Annotated in this window: 15 protein-coding genes and 1 pseudogene; 1 reads left to right on the top strand and 15 read right to left on the bottom strand. The window is 53.7% G+C overall.

The window, feature by feature from the left end; genetic code table 11:
- Together J3482_RS11230 and J3482_RS11225 are read right to left on the bottom strand one after the other, a co-directional pair.
- Nucleotides 1-180, bottom strand: a pseudogene (locus J3482_RS11230) (DUF3388 domain-containing protein); the annotation flags it as partial.
- Nucleotides 181-197: 17 nt separating this feature from the next.
- The gene (locus J3482_RS11225; RefSeq protein ID WP_146821801.1) at nucleotides 198-1,280 is read right to left on the bottom strand and encodes a hypothetical protein; all 1,083 of its coding nucleotides are present in this window, start codon (nucleotides 1,278-1,280) and stop codon (nucleotides 198-200) included.
- A 128-nt stretch (nucleotides 1,281-1,408) separates the two neighbouring features.
- Here J3482_RS11225 and J3482_RS11220 point away from each other — a divergent pair, with 128 nt between their 5' ends.
- On the top strand, nucleotides 1,409-1,756 hold the full coding sequence (locus J3482_RS11220) for a hypothetical protein (protein WP_146821800.1): 348 nt from the start codon (nucleotides 1,409-1,411) through the stop codon (nucleotides 1,754-1,756).
- A gap of 35 nt (nucleotides 1,757-1,791) precedes the next feature.
- Here the strand turns inward: J3482_RS11220 and J3482_RS11215 are convergent, their stop codons facing one another.
- The 13 genes from J3482_RS11215 to J3482_RS11155 form a co-directional block, all read right to left on the bottom strand.
- Nucleotides 1,792-2,388 carry a hypothetical protein gene (locus J3482_RS11215; protein WP_146821799.1) on the bottom strand — a complete coding sequence of 199 codons (597 nt, stop codon included), beginning with the start codon at nucleotides 2,386-2,388 and terminating at the stop codon, nucleotides 1,792-1,794.
- 64 nt (nucleotides 2,389-2,452) lie between these two features.
- Entirely contained in the window at nucleotides 2,453-4,894 is a 2,442-nt protein-coding gene (locus J3482_RS11210; protein ID WP_328702691.1) for an FtsK/SpoIIIE family DNA translocase, read from the bottom strand.
- Nucleotides 4,895-5,171: 277 nt separating this feature from the next.
- Nucleotides 5,172-5,396 carry a YlzJ-like family protein gene (locus J3482_RS11205; protein WP_206915698.1) on the bottom strand — a complete coding sequence of 75 codons (225 nt, stop codon included), beginning with the start codon at nucleotides 5,394-5,396 and terminating at the stop codon, nucleotides 5,172-5,174.
- Nucleotides 5,396-6,211, bottom strand: a complete 816-nt coding sequence (locus J3482_RS11200) for a ClpP family protease (protein ID WP_223204010.1) — start codon at nucleotides 6,209-6,211, stop codon at nucleotides 5,396-5,398. Before J3482_RS11200 ends, J3482_RS11205 begins: the two co-directional genes overlap by 1 nt.
- A 146-nt stretch (nucleotides 6,212-6,357) precedes the next feature.
- Nucleotides 6,358-8,016 (bottom strand): ribonuclease J, encoded by a 1,659-nt coding sequence (locus tag J3482_RS11195; protein WP_021296410.1) that lies wholly within the window; start codon nucleotides 8,014-8,016, stop codon nucleotides 6,358-6,360.
- Nucleotides 8,017-8,453: 437 nt separating this feature from the next.
- Complete coding sequence (gene dapA / locus J3482_RS11190) at nucleotides 8,454-9,335, bottom strand: 4-hydroxy-tetrahydrodipicolinate synthase (RefSeq protein ID WP_146821796.1); 882 nt, start codon at nucleotides 9,333-9,335, stop codon at nucleotides 8,454-8,456.
- Nucleotides 9,336-9,353: 18 nt separating this feature from the next.
- Nucleotides 9,354-10,574 (bottom strand): aspartate kinase, encoded by a 1,221-nt coding sequence (dapG, locus tag J3482_RS11185; protein ID WP_146821795.1) that lies wholly within the window; start codon nucleotides 10,572-10,574, stop codon nucleotides 9,354-9,356.
- A 27-nt stretch (nucleotides 10,575-10,601) separates the two neighbouring features.
- Nucleotides 10,602-11,636 carry an aspartate-semialdehyde dehydrogenase gene (locus J3482_RS11180; protein WP_146821794.1) on the bottom strand — a complete coding sequence of 345 codons (1,035 nt, stop codon included), beginning with the start codon at nucleotides 11,634-11,636 and terminating at the stop codon, nucleotides 10,602-10,604.
- Nucleotides 11,637-11,692: 56 nt separating this feature from the next.
- Nucleotides 11,693-12,298 (bottom strand): dipicolinate synthase subunit B, encoded by a 606-nt coding sequence (locus J3482_RS11175; RefSeq protein ID WP_146821793.1) that lies wholly within the window; start codon nucleotides 12,296-12,298, stop codon nucleotides 11,693-11,695.
- A complete protein-coding gene (gene dpsA / locus J3482_RS11170) occupies nucleotides 12,289-13,200 on the bottom strand; it encodes a dipicolinate synthase subunit DpsA (protein ID WP_146821792.1) in 912 nt (303 codons plus the stop codon). The genes J3482_RS11175 and dpsA overlap by 10 nt, the downstream gene beginning before the upstream one ends.
- 167 nt (nucleotides 13,201-13,367) lie before the next feature.
- Entirely contained in the window at nucleotides 13,368-13,838 is a 471-nt protein-coding gene (gene dut, locus J3482_RS11165; RefSeq protein WP_146821791.1) for a dUTP diphosphatase, read from the bottom strand.
- Nucleotides 13,835-15,103 carry a M16 family metallopeptidase gene (locus J3482_RS11160; protein ID WP_146821790.1) on the bottom strand — a complete coding sequence of 423 codons (1,269 nt, stop codon included), beginning with the start codon at nucleotides 15,101-15,103 and terminating at the stop codon, nucleotides 13,835-13,837. The genes dut and J3482_RS11160 overlap by 4 nt, the downstream gene beginning before the upstream one ends.
- A gap of 58 nt (nucleotides 15,104-15,161) precedes the next feature.
- Complete coding sequence (locus tag J3482_RS11155) at nucleotides 15,162-16,127, bottom strand: polysaccharide deacetylase family protein (protein WP_223204009.1); 966 nt, start codon at nucleotides 16,125-16,127, stop codon at nucleotides 15,162-15,164.
- Nucleotides 16,128-16,203 lie beyond the last annotated feature (76 nt).

Here is a 16,203-nt window from a genome sequence, read left to right as displayed (position 1 = left end):
GTCCGTCTCAATCAAAAAGCCCCGACTTTCCACCGACACACCGGCCAACTGCAAAATGTTAAAACCGAGCATTCCCAAAAGGCTTGCAATATCACCGAGTAAGCCTGGCCTGTCGCGGATAATCTCATACTGAAAGTAATATTGCGACGGCTGTTTTGAACCATCGTCTGCACTGGACATCTTTAACATCCCCTTGTTTATGCAAGCCCAAACTGTGACTGCAGCAAATTTCTTGTGGCATCCGGCAATTTCGCATAATCTGTTTGCCAGGTATTCGGTGCCTGCTCAAGCGTCTGAGCCAAGGTCTGCCACGCATCCACCACAGGTGGCGGCATCAACTGCGTATTCAGTGTGATACTCGTCGAATCAATGACAGACGTACTCCCGGCCTGCCAGTGTCCACTACTGATTTGGTCAATCAGATTGGCCGCCCGCGAAGACGCCAAGTGACCTGGGTAAACGGATAAATTGGGCAGCGTAGTCGAGGTACCTGTCAAGTCGAACACTATCGGTGCGTTCTGCGCGATAGATTCGGCCACTGAATGGGCTAAGTTGCCGCCGACTACGACGCCGCTGACCACTGGATATGATGTCGACGCAGTCGATGTCGTCGTACGATTGCCCCCACTGCTATTCCCTGTGTTACTCGCGCTGTTATTGGAACCTGTCATATTGACAATCTGTGCTGCGGGATTGGCTGTATACAGCCCAGCGAAAAACGCCTTTTGACGACTTGCCGAGACGCCGGAAACCGCATAACCAACAGCGGGTTGTAGAGAGAGCTGTTGTGTCTTCACAAGGTTACTCGCCCAGACGCCCACGAGCCAGCCGATAGCAAAGTCGACAGCATTCGCATCCTGCGATACGATGGCCACATTCGAGGCGGACATGTCAGATGGGGCCTGGTTCGTCAAAATGTCAAAATGAACATGGGCATATTTCTGGGCCAATTGTGATATGTCAGAGTCAAGAGCGCCCGCGTCATCGACCGCGATGACGCAATTGGTCACATCTTGATGCTGTAATAACGTATTTGCCTGATTGAGGAATGACCCAGTGGACGACTGAACCGTCTCCATCATGAGCGGCTCGTCAGCACTGGCGCTGACCGGCGTCGTCGGCATAAAATCCGGTTTTCCGACGACCATCACGGCCGCAGCTTGTTTTTGCACAGTCGGGCGCATAGCAGACAGGTCTGGCGCACCACAGCCGGATATGAGACCGGTGAGGGCAACTGTAACTGCGCCCGCAGTACATTTCGTTCGATTCAAACGCGTCATCTAATACGACTCCTATCAATTGCATAAGGTACTACGGCTTTGTCCCATATATGTATTGTAACGGATTGAATCCCCTCTTGCCTTTGTGACTTTTCACTCACATAATATGTATGAAAGGGTGAATCATTTTGGCCAACTTTCATGGAGAGCATTTATCCGTCGCGAAGGCGCTCTATCAACTAGAGTATTATCTTGATCAACTGGATGCACCTTTTGATATCTATCAATTATACGCGTCCGCATATAAGGAACAACGTGGAAGCCAATACGACGAACGTTGGCTTTATTGTTTAGATGACAATCCAGACGTGGAGAACTGTCTAGATGAACCGTTTACCTTGCAGACGATTGTAGACACCCTGCTGCGTACCGGACACGAACCCATTGTCCGTGCGTTGATGCGCTCCTTCCGACGTGAATCAATAGCCATCTCACAGTTGTATTTGATTGGCGCAACGCCAAGGCGACGCGGTTGACCCGCGTCGCCTTTATTTAATCTCGTTGTTTTGCATTATTCCCCAGCTTGCATTTGGTACCACACATCGTCTTGCGAATTATCCTGCACAGTTGGTTGTTGTAACATCGCCTGCGCAAGATTCCCGTCCATGGTCGACGCCGCCATCTTTTGATACTCCGCTTTCCCTAAACCAGCTGTTCCCACAATCGCGTCACCGTTGGTGAACGTGAGCATCCCTTCACTCACCTGGCCGCCACCCGCTTGTCCAAAGATACCTTGAAAATATTGGTCGACCGCTGTGTTCATCCGAGACTGCGCACTTTCCGATGCGGACGCTCCAGAACCCGCCACGGATAAGTCCACCATGGCAGATACGAGGAATTTTCCGTCGCCATCGCCATCTGGTTCAATTGCTACGTCATTTAACCCGGGAATCACGCCAACTTGTTTCATAATGGCATTCACCATCGACGACGGTGCAACCGGATCAGCTACCGTCGAAGAATCCGCCAGGGACGACTGCCCCATCGTCGGCACATCTGGTACACCGTGAAAGACCCGTGCGTCATAATAAGTAAAAACGCCCAACAAAAAGGCACCCGCCACCACAAATAATGGCCACGAGCGCCCACGACGAACCTTCTGCCGCAACCCGTCCACCACCTTCATTACTTTGCTTTACTAAGGTATATGGACGAGTTGCGATATCTATCCCTCAATCTTCTCCAGTTGAACGATTCAATTGTGTCTTGGCGTGATACCACTGTTCCTTCGAAATCAACACTTCACGCGGCTTACTGCCTTCAAACGGCCCGACGATGCCACTTTGCTCCATCTGGTCGACAATACGCGCCGCACGCGAATACCCGATGCGGAATCGGCGCTGGAGCATCGACACCGAGGCTTGGCCGAGGTCCACGACGAGATCGACCGCATCAGCAAACAAATCATCCAAGTCTGGCCCCTCCGACTCCGCCTGCGTATCTTCCTCAGCATCGCGGTTCAAATCAACCGTGTATACCGCCTGCTGCTGTTCTTTTACAAACGATACGAGCCGTTCAATTTCCTCCTCCGAAACGAACGCCCCTTGCACGCGTGTAGCTTTCGAGGCACCGACTGGATAATACAGCATATCCCCGCGACCGAGTAACTTTTCAGCGCCACCGCCGTCAAGAATGGTTCGCGAGTCGTGAATGGACGACACCGCAAACGCGATTCGGCTCGGAATGTTCGCCTTGATGAGTCCCGTGATGACGTCGACAGAAGGACGCTGCGTCGCGACAATCAGGTGAATCCCGGCTGCCCGCGCCATCTGCGCAATCCGGCAAATGGCGTCCTCGACGTCCCCCGGCGCGACCATCATCAAGTCGGCTAACTCATCGACTATCACGACAATGTACGGTAGAGGTTCCAACCCATCTTCGCGCAACAGTTGGTTAAACCGTTCGATATCGCGCGCCCCGCGTTCAGCCATCAGTTTATAGCGATTTTCCATCTCTTGAACGACTTTTTTCAATGCATACGCCGCCTTACGCGGATCTGTCACAACGGGTGTGAGCAAGTGCGGAATGCCGTTGTACCCACTGAGTTCCACCATCTTCGGGTCAATCATCATCAGTTTGACCTCATGTGGTTTGTTCCGCATGAGAATCGAAGCGATAATGCCATTGACACAAACGCTCTTCCCGGACCCTGTTGCACCCGCGACCAACAGGTGCGGCATCTTTTGCAAATCTCCGACAATCGCTGCCCCAGAGATATCCCGCCCTAAGGCGATAGGCAATCGCGCTTTACTTTGCTGAAACTCTGGCGATTGCAGCACCTCGCGCAACGACACAATCGCCACTTCGTCATTTGGCACCTCAATCCCAATCACCGACTTGCCGGGCACGGGCGCCTCCATACGAATATCGCGCGCAGCCAATGCAAGTGCGATATCGTCGGTGAGGTTGACAATTCGTGACACCTTGACGCCGGATGCAGGTTGCAATTCATACCGGGTGACCGTTGGCCCGCGGCTGATTTCCAACACCTTGGCGGAGACGCCAAACGACTGCAGCGTCGATTCTAACTTCTGCGCATTGGCTTGTGCGCTGCGCTGAGAAAACGTCTTACCGGCGTTTTTGGGCAGTGAAAAAATGCTTAGTGGCGGCAGGCGAAAGTTGTCATCGTGCACCATCGGCCCGACTTCATAACCAGCCTGCTCTGCTTGCGCACGGCCCTCTGACGCTACAGGTGCAGGCGATGCCTTCTTGCCCAACGTATCCGGAAATTTCATCACCAGCTGATTTCCGACTGGTTCCAACCCTGTAGGCGCAGCCCCCGTCGGTGCCACGTCCGCTTCCTGTTCAGCTTGTTGTTGGCGGGCCCGCGATGCGAAATCGTGAATAATCGGCTCCTGCACTGACGGCTCGGTGCCTTTCACATCGTAGACTTCCCCGTCGACAATAATCTCCGGCTTACGTCGATGCGACTTGTCCGGCGGCAGCTGTTCGACATCCTCTTCGTGCTTATCAGACTTGAACAATACATTCGTGTACCCCTTGACCGATTTCCAAAGGCTATCCATAAAACCTTCGGTCCACGAGGTACCACGCTTCACAACATTCACCAGCGACACCTGTAAGACCAAGGCAACGCCAATCAACACACCTGTGGAAATCACCAATAGCGGTCCAACTTCACGCGTATCAGGCGTGTTGAACAATACGTGCAGTACGGCAAACACCACGTAGCCGACCAGACCTCCACCTGCGGAAGGCGGCGCGGCAGACGTATTCGGATGAAAAATGTAATTCTTCAACTCCTGTAACGCTTGCCACTGCGCTGCGGCCAGCCCGGTACCTGTTTGATACTGCAATTGACGGCTATAAAACTGCATTTCCATGAAGCCTAACAAGCATAGCAAAATGATTAAAAGGCCAACGTGCCGACTGTCCCACACGAAGCGCGATCTCCGAAACATCATATAAATCGCCGCATAGCCTGTCAGAATAGGAATTAGAAAATACCAACTCCCAGCGAGAAAAATGCTGATGACAGCGAGCGACTGCCCCACGAGCCCTAATTTGCCTAAGGCGAGCGCACATCCCGTGAGCATCGCCAAACCGGTCACTTCATACTTCAAGATGTTCTTCTGTTGCTGTTTACGTGCCACGGTTCACCCACCAGTCTCATTGTCCTTAGTGAAGAATTCGTGAATCCAGGAATGATTTCCTGCCAAGGTCACGAACTGGATCCGGCGGCACCTCACTGGCACCATTAGCAATATCGCGCTTACTTGTAGTCTTTCTCGCTCTATTGCCCCCATGCTGTGCGCGAAACAACTTTGCAACAAAGGGCCATCCCTCAAGTCATCATCTACGATGACGTTTGGGACAGCCCTTGGCCACATCACTCGCATTTGTCTTCACATTTCACGGTAGGCAAGCGTCCTACCGGGAGGTATACGGCATGCCAGGTTGCCAATCTGGCCGAAGGTAATCACGTGCCCGCGGGCTAATCACGCGGCTGACCGTCGCCTCTCCCGTCTTCGTGCTGCGCGTCAAAACGAGAATGGCGTCGCCGACAGTGACTTCTTCCGTCACTGTGTCTGACGCACCTTGTGAGGCGGTTGGCGTGGCGAAAATTTCGCTGTCCGACAATGTCGTCCAATGCATTACTGCATCACCCCTACCGCAGGGCTCGCCGACTGTTGCTGCTCGCGAATCAATTCGTGCAGTTTGCGCATCGCTTCACCCAGCCCACCAATTTCATCAACCAGCCCATACTTCACCGCATCTGGGCCAATGACCGTTGTGCCAATGTCTCGCGCCATCTGCCCGGTATTGAGCATCAATTCGCGAAATTTGTCTTCGGTGATATTGGAGTGATCAACCACAAATTTCGTCACTCGTTCCTGCATTTTCTCAAGGTATTCAAACGACTGCTGCACACCAATCACGAGCCCATTTAGGCGAATGGGGTGAATGGTCATACTCGCGGATTCGGCGATAAATGTGTAATCGGAACTCACGGCAATCGGCACACCAATCGAATGTCCGCCGCCAAGAACGAGCGAGACCGTCGGTTTACTCAGCGAAGCGACCAGTTCCGCAATCGCGAGCCCCGCCTCCACATCGCCACCCACCGTATTCAGAATCAGCAATAACCCATGTACTTTTTCGCTTTCCTCGACAGCCACCAGCTGCGGGATGATATGCTCGTACTTAGTGGTCTTGTTCTGTGGCGGCAACACCATGTGGCCTTCAATTTGACCAATGATAGACATACAGTAAATGTCGCTGTTGACATTGGCGGTTTCCTCAGGAGCCGTCTGGCCTAGCGCCTCTATATTTTGAACGATCTCGTTCGCGCCCTCATCGCCGGTCGCCGGTTCGGCTTCAGACTGCGCAATCACTTGCTGGACGGCGGTGCGCCTTGGCTTCGTCGACCGCAAAATCTGCTGTAAAGGTGAATTCATGTCATAACCCATCGTGGCGCCATTCCCCCTTTTCTACCGGTAGTATGAGCCACGGGTGCTTGGGAGATGCAGGGGAGCGTGCCAGAAACCGCAGTGAAACGAAAAACGGGCCATCTCAGACAGCCCATGTCCAAGATGCCCCGTTTTTGACAAGCAGATTACGCCTCCATGATGATTGGAAGAATCATCGGGCGGCGGCGCGTCTGCTCAAACAGATAGCGGCCTAACGAATCGCGAACCGCCGTTTTCAGGCTCGACCACTCACTCACGTTATCCGTCACCAATTTGATGAGCGTACTCTCCACCAGCTTATTGGCCTCGTCGAGCAATGCTTCCGACTCGCGCACATAGACAAACCCGCGTGAAATGATATCTGGACCAGAAAGAATGTGACCTGTCGCCTTCGACAGCGTGACGACGACGACCAAAATCCCATCCTGGGATAACAACTTGCGGTCGCGCAAGACGATATTGCCCACGTCTCCGACGCCCAGTCCATCAATCATCACCGTACCCGCAGGTACCTTCCCGCCGAGGCGCGCACGGCCGTTCTCAAATTCCACCACGTCACCAAGCTCGGTGATAAAGATATTCTCTTCCTCGACGCCAACTTCCATGGCAAGATTCGCGTGCGTCCGCTGCATCCGGAATTCACCATGCACAGGCAAGAAGAACTTCGGCTTCACAAGCGACAACATCCACTTGAGTTCTTCCTGGCTGCCGTGACCTGAGGCATGGACACCACGGTAAATGACATTTGCGCCAGCGCGGAAAAGTTGGTCAATGGTACGCGCCACATATTTTTCATTACCAGGAATCGGGGAACTTGCGAGCACCACCGTGTCACCAGGCATGATCTCGATTTTGCGATGCGCCGCCCGCGCCATCCGCGTGAGCGCAGACATCGGCTCGCCCTGGCTACCAGTCGAAAGAATCACCAGCTTTTCCGGATCAATACGATTGACGTCGTCCGCATCAATAATCGTCTCCGGCAGGGCTTCCAAATAACCAAGTTGTAAACTGGTTTGGATATTGTTCACCATACTGCGCCCGACAACAGCGACCTTTCGGCCATGTTGTTCAGCAGCGCGAATCATGAGTTGCAACCGATGGATGTTCGATGCAAAGGTGGACATGATAACGCGACCGGTCGCGTTTGCCACAATTTCATTAATTTTTTCTCCTACCGTCAGCTCCGAGGGCGTGTATCCCGGGCGTTCAGCGTTTGTGCTATCGCCAACCAGCGCCAACACTCCGCGGGCGCCAAATGCCGCTAGCTTGTGGATGTCAGCCTGACGCCCGTCCACTGGCGTCTGGTCAAATTTAAAGTCACCGGTGTGCACGACGAGGCCTTCCGGAGTCTCTATCGCGAAACCTGTGGTATCTGGGATGCTGTGATTTACATAAAACAACGATACTTGAAAAACGCCTGCCTGAATGTTGGAACGGCCATCCATCACGTTGAGCTTTGCAGTGTCGAGCAAACCGTGCTCACGCAATTTGTTCTCAACCAAACCTAACGTCAGCCGCGTTCCATAAACCGGGACATTCAACTCGCGAAGAATGTACGGCAATCCACCAATGTGATCCTCGTGGCCGTGCGTCAGAAAAATCCCGCGAATCTTTTCGCGATTTTCTACCAAAAACGTAATATCTGGTATAACAATATCGATTCCCAGCATATCTTCTTCAGGAAACTTCAACCCGGCATCGACGACTATCATGTCATTGCCATACCAATATAAAGTCATATTTTTACCGATCTCCCCAACGCCCCCAAGCGGGACGATGGAAAGTCTTGCTTTTCCTTTAGCCAAAGTGGCACCTCCGTAGTGCTATCCCAGAAACTGAAGTTTGACACAGATATAGAGGCTGTGCACGCCACACAGCGCCTCATACCCGCAAGTTTGTCCCTATAAGGGAGAAGAACTCTGCGGTGATTCACACAGTTCTGTCCGTACGCCGATGAAAAAAAGTCGCAATATCTCAATCGGTCACACAGATCAGCCCGGTCCGTCCATCCATCGATCTGAGTGATGATTCGCTCAATAAATAAGCCGCACCAGTCACTATGGAAATCATTATACCCTGCCGACGAATGCTTCACAACAGACGATCACGTCTACATTTGTCGAAATCTGTATCAAAATAAGCAAAGAGGCACAGGATTCCCCATGCCTCTTTGGCGTTGGTACCATTCATTTTTACCCACAATCGACGAATTCATCGATTGTGGGATGGCATTTCGCGCAAATTAGTCACACTTGCCTAACCGCTGCAAGATTGCGCGCAAATGTTGATATAGCGCGTCTGAGACAGGTACAAGCGGCAACCGCACGGAGCCAACTGGTTGCCCGATTAACTCCAGTGCAGCCTTGAGCGGCGCCGGGCTGGCGCTCGCAAACAGGCCTTCGAAAATCGGCAACAGACGTGCGCTCCAGAGTGCAGCTTCGGCGTGATCGCCATGCCAGAACGCGTCCATCATCTGACGGATTTCGAGGCCTACCACATGACTTGCGACACTGACCACACCGGCGGCACCTAAGCTCAGCATCGGCACAGTAAACTTGTCGTCACCGCTGTACAACAGAAAATCATCCGGTTTCTCCGCCGCGATGTGGGAGATTTGCGTAAACTGACCGCTCGCCTCTTTGACCGCGAAAATATTTGGAACCTGCGCGAGCGAGAGCACCGTGTCCACGTCAATATTGACACTTGTCCGACCAGGGACATTGTAAATCATGACAGGAAGGTCAACACTGTTGGCAATTGACGCGAAGTGCTCGTAAAGGCCCTCTTGCGTGGGCCGATTGTAGTACGGCGAAACCAATAATATGCCATCGACGCCAAGCGCCGCAACTTCCTTTGTCAATTCAATCGACTGTTTCGTCGAGTTAGTCCCCGTACCAGCCATCACCGGTACGCGGCCGTCAACCGCTTTAAGCGTCGCCTCAAACAATCTCATCTTCTCGCTGTGCGTCAATGTCGGCGATTCCCCCGTCGTGCCACACGCGAGAATGGTGGTCGTGCCCGTGGCGATGAGGTGGTCGACCAGAGATTTCAGTGCAACTTCATCCACTTCATCGCTTCGATTAAAGGGCGTGACCATCGCCGTGATTAAACTTCCAAAGTCCATCGCTCGGCCATCCTTTCTTTACACCACATTTCCGGCGAGTTGAAAAGCCCTGTGGAGCGCACGCACAGCGGGCCCCATGTGCTCACCGTCGACTAATACCCAAATCGTCGTGTGCGAATCTGCCGACTGCAGGATATCAATGCCCTCAACAGCCAACGCTTCGACGATTTTTGCCATAATGCCGGGCACGCCCATAATTCCAGCGCCGACGACCGACACCTTCGCGCACCCTCGCCGCACTTCTGGCGTGTAGCCCAATTCCTGCAATTTTTGTGTGGCAATTTCAGCCACATCATCGCCCACCGTAAACGCGACTTCAAACGGCGTCACAGAAATAAAATCGACGGAAATGTCGTGTTCAGCCATCAACGTAAAGATGCTTGACGTACCAATTCCATGACCAGACAGGCGAATCTGCGTGAGATTCGCACTATGTGCAATCCCTGTGACAAAGCGGTCAAACAGCGCACCGTGCTCCAATTGAGGTGGCGCCTGCGTGACCAGCGTTCCTGGGTCATCCGAGTGCGTGCTGCGAACGCGAATTGGAATATTGCGCTGCATCGCAATTTCTACCGCACGCGGATGGATGACTTTCGCTCCCTGATAGGCGAGATTGCAGATTTCTGTATACGTTACCTGACTCAGTTGGCGAGCGTCGTCGACCAATCGCGGATCTGCCGTCATAATTCCGGAGACATCTGTAAAAATATCGACCGCGTCTGCTTCTAGCGCAACACCGAGCGCAGTCGCGGTCGTATCGCTGCCACCGCGACCCAGCGTCGTGATCTCGCCAGCCTCATTCGCACCCTGGAAGCCCATCACCACGACAATCTGGTCGTCGCCAAGCGCCGTCAGAATTTTATCTGGGCGGATATCGAGAATCCGTGCGTTACCGAAGTCATCATTTGTGAGAATGCCTGCCTGCGCGCCCGTCATCACTTGCACCTTGTGCCCTCGATTGCGCAACATATTCGCGAAGACGACGGCGGAGATGGTCTCCCCGCAGGCCATCAGCAAGTCCTTGTCGCGCGCGACGAATGGTCTTTGCGCGTCATCGACTTGAAACAGCGACAACAGCGTGTCAGTCGCGTAGGGGTCCCCCTTGCGCCCCATGGCGGAGACCACGACGACGACGGCGTATCCCTCTTCGCGCGCCCGCTCAATATGACGAACCGCTGCGAGCCGAGACTCCGGCGTCGCAACGGAAGTACCCCCAAACTTTTGAACCAAAATTTTCATTGCGTCAGTTCTCCCTCTCGCGGGCTGTTAAGCTCGTTTCACCAAAGCCTCTGCAATTTGCACCGCGTTCCACGCCGCGCCCTTGAGCAAATTATCTGCAACCACAAAGAACAACAGCGTATGCGGATCAGCCAAGTCCTGGCGAATGCGCCCGACGAACGTATCGCCAGTACCCTCTGCCATCTGTGGATGTGGATACTTTGCTGCGCCCGGCTCGTCGACCACGACGAGATTTTCTGCTTGAGCAAAACGCGCGCGCGCGATGTCCGGCGTCACCGGCGTGGCAAAGCGCACAGCCACTGATTCCGCGTGCCCGTAGAGGACGGGTACACGAACAGCCGTCGGACTAACTTTCAAATCTGGCAGCTCAAGAATTTTGCGAGATTCGTTGACAAGTTTCATTTCTTCTTTGGTATATCCATTGTCTAAAAAGATATCGCACTGTGGCAACACGTTAAACGCCTGCGGATAGTGCGTATCCTGCGACGCCAAAGGGAAGATAGTCGGCGCGATGGTGCCCGTCGCCTGCCACGCCGCAACCTCCTCGCGCAGCGCGTCGACTGCCTTTTGCCCCATACCGCTGACAGCTTGATAGGTTGAAATCGTGACGTGCTCCAGTCCAAACGCCCGCAATGCGTGAAGCGCCACCATCAATTGAATCGTCGAGCAATTAGGATTTGCGATAATGCCCTGATGGTCGTCCAGTGCATGCGGGTTGACCTCTGGGACGACTAGCGGCACGTTCGGATCCATCCGATATGCGGAACTGTTATCGACGACCACTGCCCCCCGTTTCACTGCCTCCGGCGCAAAGATTTGACTCGTCGTCGCCCCTGCACTAAAGAGTGCAATATCAATGCCTTCAAACGAGTCGGCCGTCGCCCGCTCGACCGGGAGTTGTTCACCCCGAAAGGCAATCGTTTGGCCTGCGGACCGTTCCGAAGCCAATAGTTTCAAAGATTCAATGGGAAAATTCCGCCGTTCCAACGTTTCGACCATCCGCCGCCCCACTGCGCCCGTCGCGCCGAGAACTGCAATGCGGTAACTCGCTTTTCTCTCCATATATGATCCCCTTTGGTTCGTCCCGAAGAGTCAAGTCCGATAGGACCGACTCCACCTTACGACGGCCGTTGTTCGCGCCAGCGTTCAAGGAGGACAGGTTGTAACTGATGCCCATCTAACGCAGCTGCCAACGTCTCCGGAATTAATCTCATCAATGATACCAGTGAATTTATTTTAACATGTGGCGCGTCCTGACCAAATGGAACAAAATAAATGTTTTTTGTATTCATCAGTCGTGCAATATTATACATGCTCAATCCCAAACCATCATTAGTGGAAATTCCAAGGACGACAGGCCGGTCATTGCGTAACGTCGATTTCGCAGCCATCAAAACAGCTGAATCTGTGTTCGCCTGGGCCAATCGACTCAGCGAACTCGCCGTACATGGCGCAATCAGCATCACGTCCAGCCGTTTCGACGGGCCGAGCGGTTCAGCCTCTGGGATGGTCGAAATCGCCTTTTGACCTGTCACCTCTTCAATTTTTTTAGCCCACGCTCCGGCCTCGCCAAAGCGCGTATCTGTGTGTAATACCGCGTTTGAGAAGACGGGGATGACGGTGGCGCCGAGATTGACCAGTCGTTTGACCTCCGGGAAAATCTCTTCGTAGGTGCAATGGCTACCTGTAATACCGAACCCGATGGTCTTGCCTTTTAACTCCATATGTCTTCCTCCTTCTGTCCGCCCTCAGATTGTTCTGCGAGAATCCGGGAAATCGACCGAGCAATCATCCGGCCTGCCGTTTTTGGTGCCACGATACCCGGCAAACTCGGACACAACAACGCGCGCATACCACGCCGTTCTGCGTAACGAAAATCAGTTCCTCCCGGCTTGGAAGCGATGTCGATGATGACACACTCACGCCGCATCTCCTTTAAGACACCTGCGTTTAGCACGAGCGCCGGAATGGTGTTAAAGACGATGTCCGCATCGCGAACGGCTTCGACAATGTGTGAAAGCGGAACGGGTGTGAGAGCCAACTCGTCGACGCGCGCAAGATCAGACGCATGTTTCGCGCAAACGCGCACATTGGCACCCATTGCGCGCATTTTGTGCGCCAGTGTCTGCCCACACCGCCCAAACCCAAGGACCACCGTCTTCGAACCATGCAATGTGATGTCGGTTTCCTTCATGGCAATGGCGATGGCGCCCTCAGCGGTCGGGATGGAATTTGCAATCGCCACTTCATCGAGTTCCATCAACTTCACCAGTTGCAAGGAGTGATTCTGACACCACTCGGTCAACCTCTGTCGTGCAATGCCGGTAAATACAAATGCGCCCTTACGCATGGCGGCAAAGTGATGCTCCGTAAGCATAATTGGTTCTTTGGCAAACTGCGTATCGACGCGCCCGTCGTTCTCCATACCGGCAATGGGAAGGACTAACGCGTCCGCTTTGGCCAAGACCTCTTCCGACAAGTCGCCATAGACCGTATCCGTGTACTCGCGGTGAATGTCGGAAAACCCAACTAACGTCGCACTCGCGTCATTGTCGACAATCTGCGCAATGACTTCGAGCTGGCGGGCATCCCCACCAACAAACACAAGGTGTTTTCCAGTTAACATAGGGTGTTTCACTCCTTGACGGGTCTGACGGGTCTATCGCTAACATATGTGCGCACGCCCACAGGGGTGAAAATAAAAAACGGACCATTTCACTGTCGAGCACCACGTGAAATGGTCCGTTTTTCATTCATCTGTATGTATCGAAAAGGTAGGTAAACTTGCTCGAATCAAGTGGTTTGTACACCCGTCGAGCCAAAGCCGTTCACGCCACGACGCGTGCTGTGAAACTCGTCTGTCTGCACCCACTGCGCCACGAAAATAGGCGCAACCACGAGTTGTGCAATCCTATCCCCTGGTTGAATCACGACTTCAGCGTCGCCGAAATTCGTCAGTAAAACCTGCACCTCTCCCGTATAATCACTGTCGATGACACCAACGCCGTTGGACAGGGCGAGCCCGTGGCGCCAAGCCAGTCCACTTCGCGCATAAACCAACGCCACCAAATTGCGCTCTGGCAGTTGAATCGCGATGCCTGTCGGCACGCGCACGCGCGCACCTGGCGCCACCTGAATCGGGGACGGTATTGCGGCGTGTAAATCCATTCCAGCCGCACCCTCTGTCGCATAAGCCGGCGTGTACGACGGCTGAAACCACTCAGACACGACGCGAAACGACACGCGGACATCGGCGGTCGTCATGATACCGATGCCTCCGGCAGCAGTGCGGCAAAGTCGATGTCCGCGATGGGGCCAACGGCGGACAAGGCAAATCCATCGCGAAATAGGCGATCTGCCATCTCCTTGACCTGCTCGACCGTCACCGCATCAATCCCAGCAAGCGTCTCTTCAACAGGGACCTCGCGATTGAGCAACAGTTCATTTTTGGCAATCCGGCTCATCCGGCTTCCCGAGCTCTCCAACCCCAGCATCATGGCACCTTTCACCTGTTGCTTCGTCTTTTCTAGTTCTTCAGCCGACAGCGGTGTCTCAGCAAACGTCTGACAAATTCGACGAATCGACTCGACAACCGCTTTGACGTGCTGTGGGGAAGTCCCGGCGTAAATACCAAACATCCCCGCATCCTGGTAGGCCGTGTGAAAGGAAAAGACGCTGTACGCCATGCCGGCATCCTCACGAATTTCCTGGAACAACCTCGACGATTGCGTGCCCCCGAGCAAGTTGTTCAACAAGATGAGGGGATACATCTCGCGACTTCCCGCAGGTAATCCTGGCGTCGACATGCACAAATGAACCTGCTCAATTTCTTTTTGCCGAGTGACAAGACTTCTGTGAAACGGCGGGGTCACCACTGCCCGCTCATCGAGCGACGTCCCCGGTTGCATGCTGCCAAACAAGCGCTCTACTTCGCGCACCGCCGTCTCCTCGTCAACATGCCCAGCAATCGCAACGACGATGTTCTTCGGCTGGTATTGCTCGCGAATGTAATTGTGCAGATCCTTTTGTGTAAACGACAGCAAATTCTCTTCCGTTCCCAAAATGGTGTATCCCAGTGGGTGCTCGCCATACGTCCCCGCCGCCAGCAAATCCATCACCAGTTCGTCAGGCGTGTCTTCATACATGCGAATTTCCTCAATCACCACCCGCTTTTCCTTCTCCAACTCCTCCTCTTCGAAGGTAGATGCGAGAAGCATGTTCGCAAGCGTGTCGAGGGCAATAGTGAAATGCTCATCGAGCACACGCGAATAAAAGCACGTGTACTCCTTCGATGTGAACGCGTTCACCTGCCCGCCTAATTCATCAAATACCTGTGCCAGTTCCTTTGCAGAGTACCTATCAGTTCCTTTAAAGAACATGTGTTCCAAAAAGTGACTGACACCATTTTCCCGTTGTGTTTCGTATCGTGACCCGGTTTTCACCCAAACGCCGATGCTTACCGAACGAAGCGTAGGAATCTCTTCGCCCACAATACGCAGTCCATTGGGCAATTGTCTATGATATGTCACCAAAGTGCCTCCTCAACCATGACGAACATCTCTTGGCAATACGTCCAATATAACAAAGTTAATCCATCACACTCAAGACACTCGGCGGTTTTACGGCAGGTCGCTCAAGCACCACGTCCTCCACAGTCTTCGCGTGGTAGCCACTGGTTTCAATGATCTTTAGAATTTGTGGCAGTGCCTGCACCGTCGGTTTCGTCGGGTGCATGAGTAACAAGCAGCCTGGTGTGAGGCCGGATTTGGCCCGCGCCACAATTTCATCCGCTGGCGGTCTACGCCAATCTACAGTGTCGGCCGTCCAGAGAATCGTGTACATCCCACGCGCTTTTGCCAACGTGACCAGGCGCGAATCGTAGGCGCCCGCTGGGGGCGCGATAATCCGCACCGACTTTCCCGTAACCCGTTCAATGGTGCGATTCGTTCCGTCCAATTGTTCACTCAATTGGTCGCTCGTCAACTTTCGAAAATCTGGGTGCCCTGTACCGTGAGAGCCTATCGCGTGCCCATCTCGCTCGATTTGCCTAACCAAATCGGGATGTTTTTTCACCCACTGCCCGTCGAGGAAAAACGTCGCGCGCATGCCGTGGGCTCGAAGGATTTTGAGCATGGCAGGAACGTACGCTTCTCCCCACGACACGTTGACCATCAGCGCGACGGACTTTTCTGCACTCGGCCCACGATAGACCGGTTGTGCAGCGAGTGTGGACGCAGAAATGGCAGGAGGCACTGACCGCCAAACCAAGTGCAGTTTGCCATCCGTCGACGCTTTCGTGGCCACTCGGCTCGCACCTGTGTCCAACGTCCATCCAGCCAAGCCAGGGACGAGGTGCCAGACTCTGTCAATGCGCGCATTGACAGGCGCCGTCCCCATTTCCGTATTGTATTCGTCAAGTTTATGCAGCGCCTGTTCCTGGTTGGCTGCAGCAGGACGCGCGTTCTGACCAAAAGCGGTATAAGAGCCAAACAGTCCAATCACGCTGAGCGCCGCCAGCGCGGTGCGCATATTGTGCAAACGCTTCACGTTCATCCCTCCGCGATCTTTGTACGCGTAGGTTGCCCAGGAGAGGGCAAAACAAAAAGCCCCTCAGCAATAAGGGGCTCGC

This window comes from Alicyclobacillus suci, assembly GCF_017329615.1.
In the GTDB taxonomy this organism is placed as follows: domain Bacteria; phylum Bacillota; class Bacilli; order Alicyclobacillales; family Alicyclobacillaceae; genus Alicyclobacillus; species Alicyclobacillus suci.
Note: the sequence above shows the minus strand (reverse complement) of the source record. Positions and strands in the feature narration are given on the sequence as shown.

Coding starts and splice junctions, on each gene's coding strand:
- dapG (WP_146821795.1), bottom strand. CDS start 10,574: ATGAAAATTTTGGTTCAAAAGTTTGGGGGTACTTCCGTTGCGACGCCG.
- dpsA (WP_146821792.1), bottom strand. CDS start 13,200: ATGTTAACTGGAAAACACCTTGTGTTTGTTGGTGGGGATGCCCGCCAG.
- J3482_RS11200 (WP_223204010.1), bottom strand. CDS start 6,211: ATGGGTTATGACATGAATTCACCTTTACAGCAGATTTTGCGGTCGACG.
- dapA (WP_146821796.1), bottom strand. CDS start 9,335: ATGGACTTTGGAAGTTTAATCACGGCGATGGTCACGCCCTTTAATCGA.
- dut (WP_146821791.1), bottom strand. CDS start 13,838: ATGACGACCGCCGATGTCCGCGTGTCGTTTCGCGTCGTGTCTGAGTGG.
- J3482_RS11205 (WP_206915698.1), bottom strand. CDS start 5,396: ATGCATTGGACGACATTGTCGGACAGCGAAATTTTCGCCACGCCAACC.
- J3482_RS11175 (WP_146821793.1), bottom strand. CDS start 12,298: ATGGAGTTAAAAGGCAAGACCATCGGGTTCGGTATTACAGGTAGCCAT.
- J3482_RS11155 (WP_223204009.1), bottom strand. CDS start 16,127: ATGAACGTGAAGCGTTTGCACAATATGCGCACCGCGCTGGCGGCGCTC.
- J3482_RS11225 (WP_146821801.1), bottom strand. CDS start 1,280: ATGACGCGTTTGAATCGAACGAAATGTACTGCGGGCGCAGTTACAGTT.
- J3482_RS11180 (WP_146821794.1), bottom strand. CDS start 11,636: ATGGAGAGAAAAGCGAGTTACCGCATTGCAGTTCTCGGCGCGACGGGC.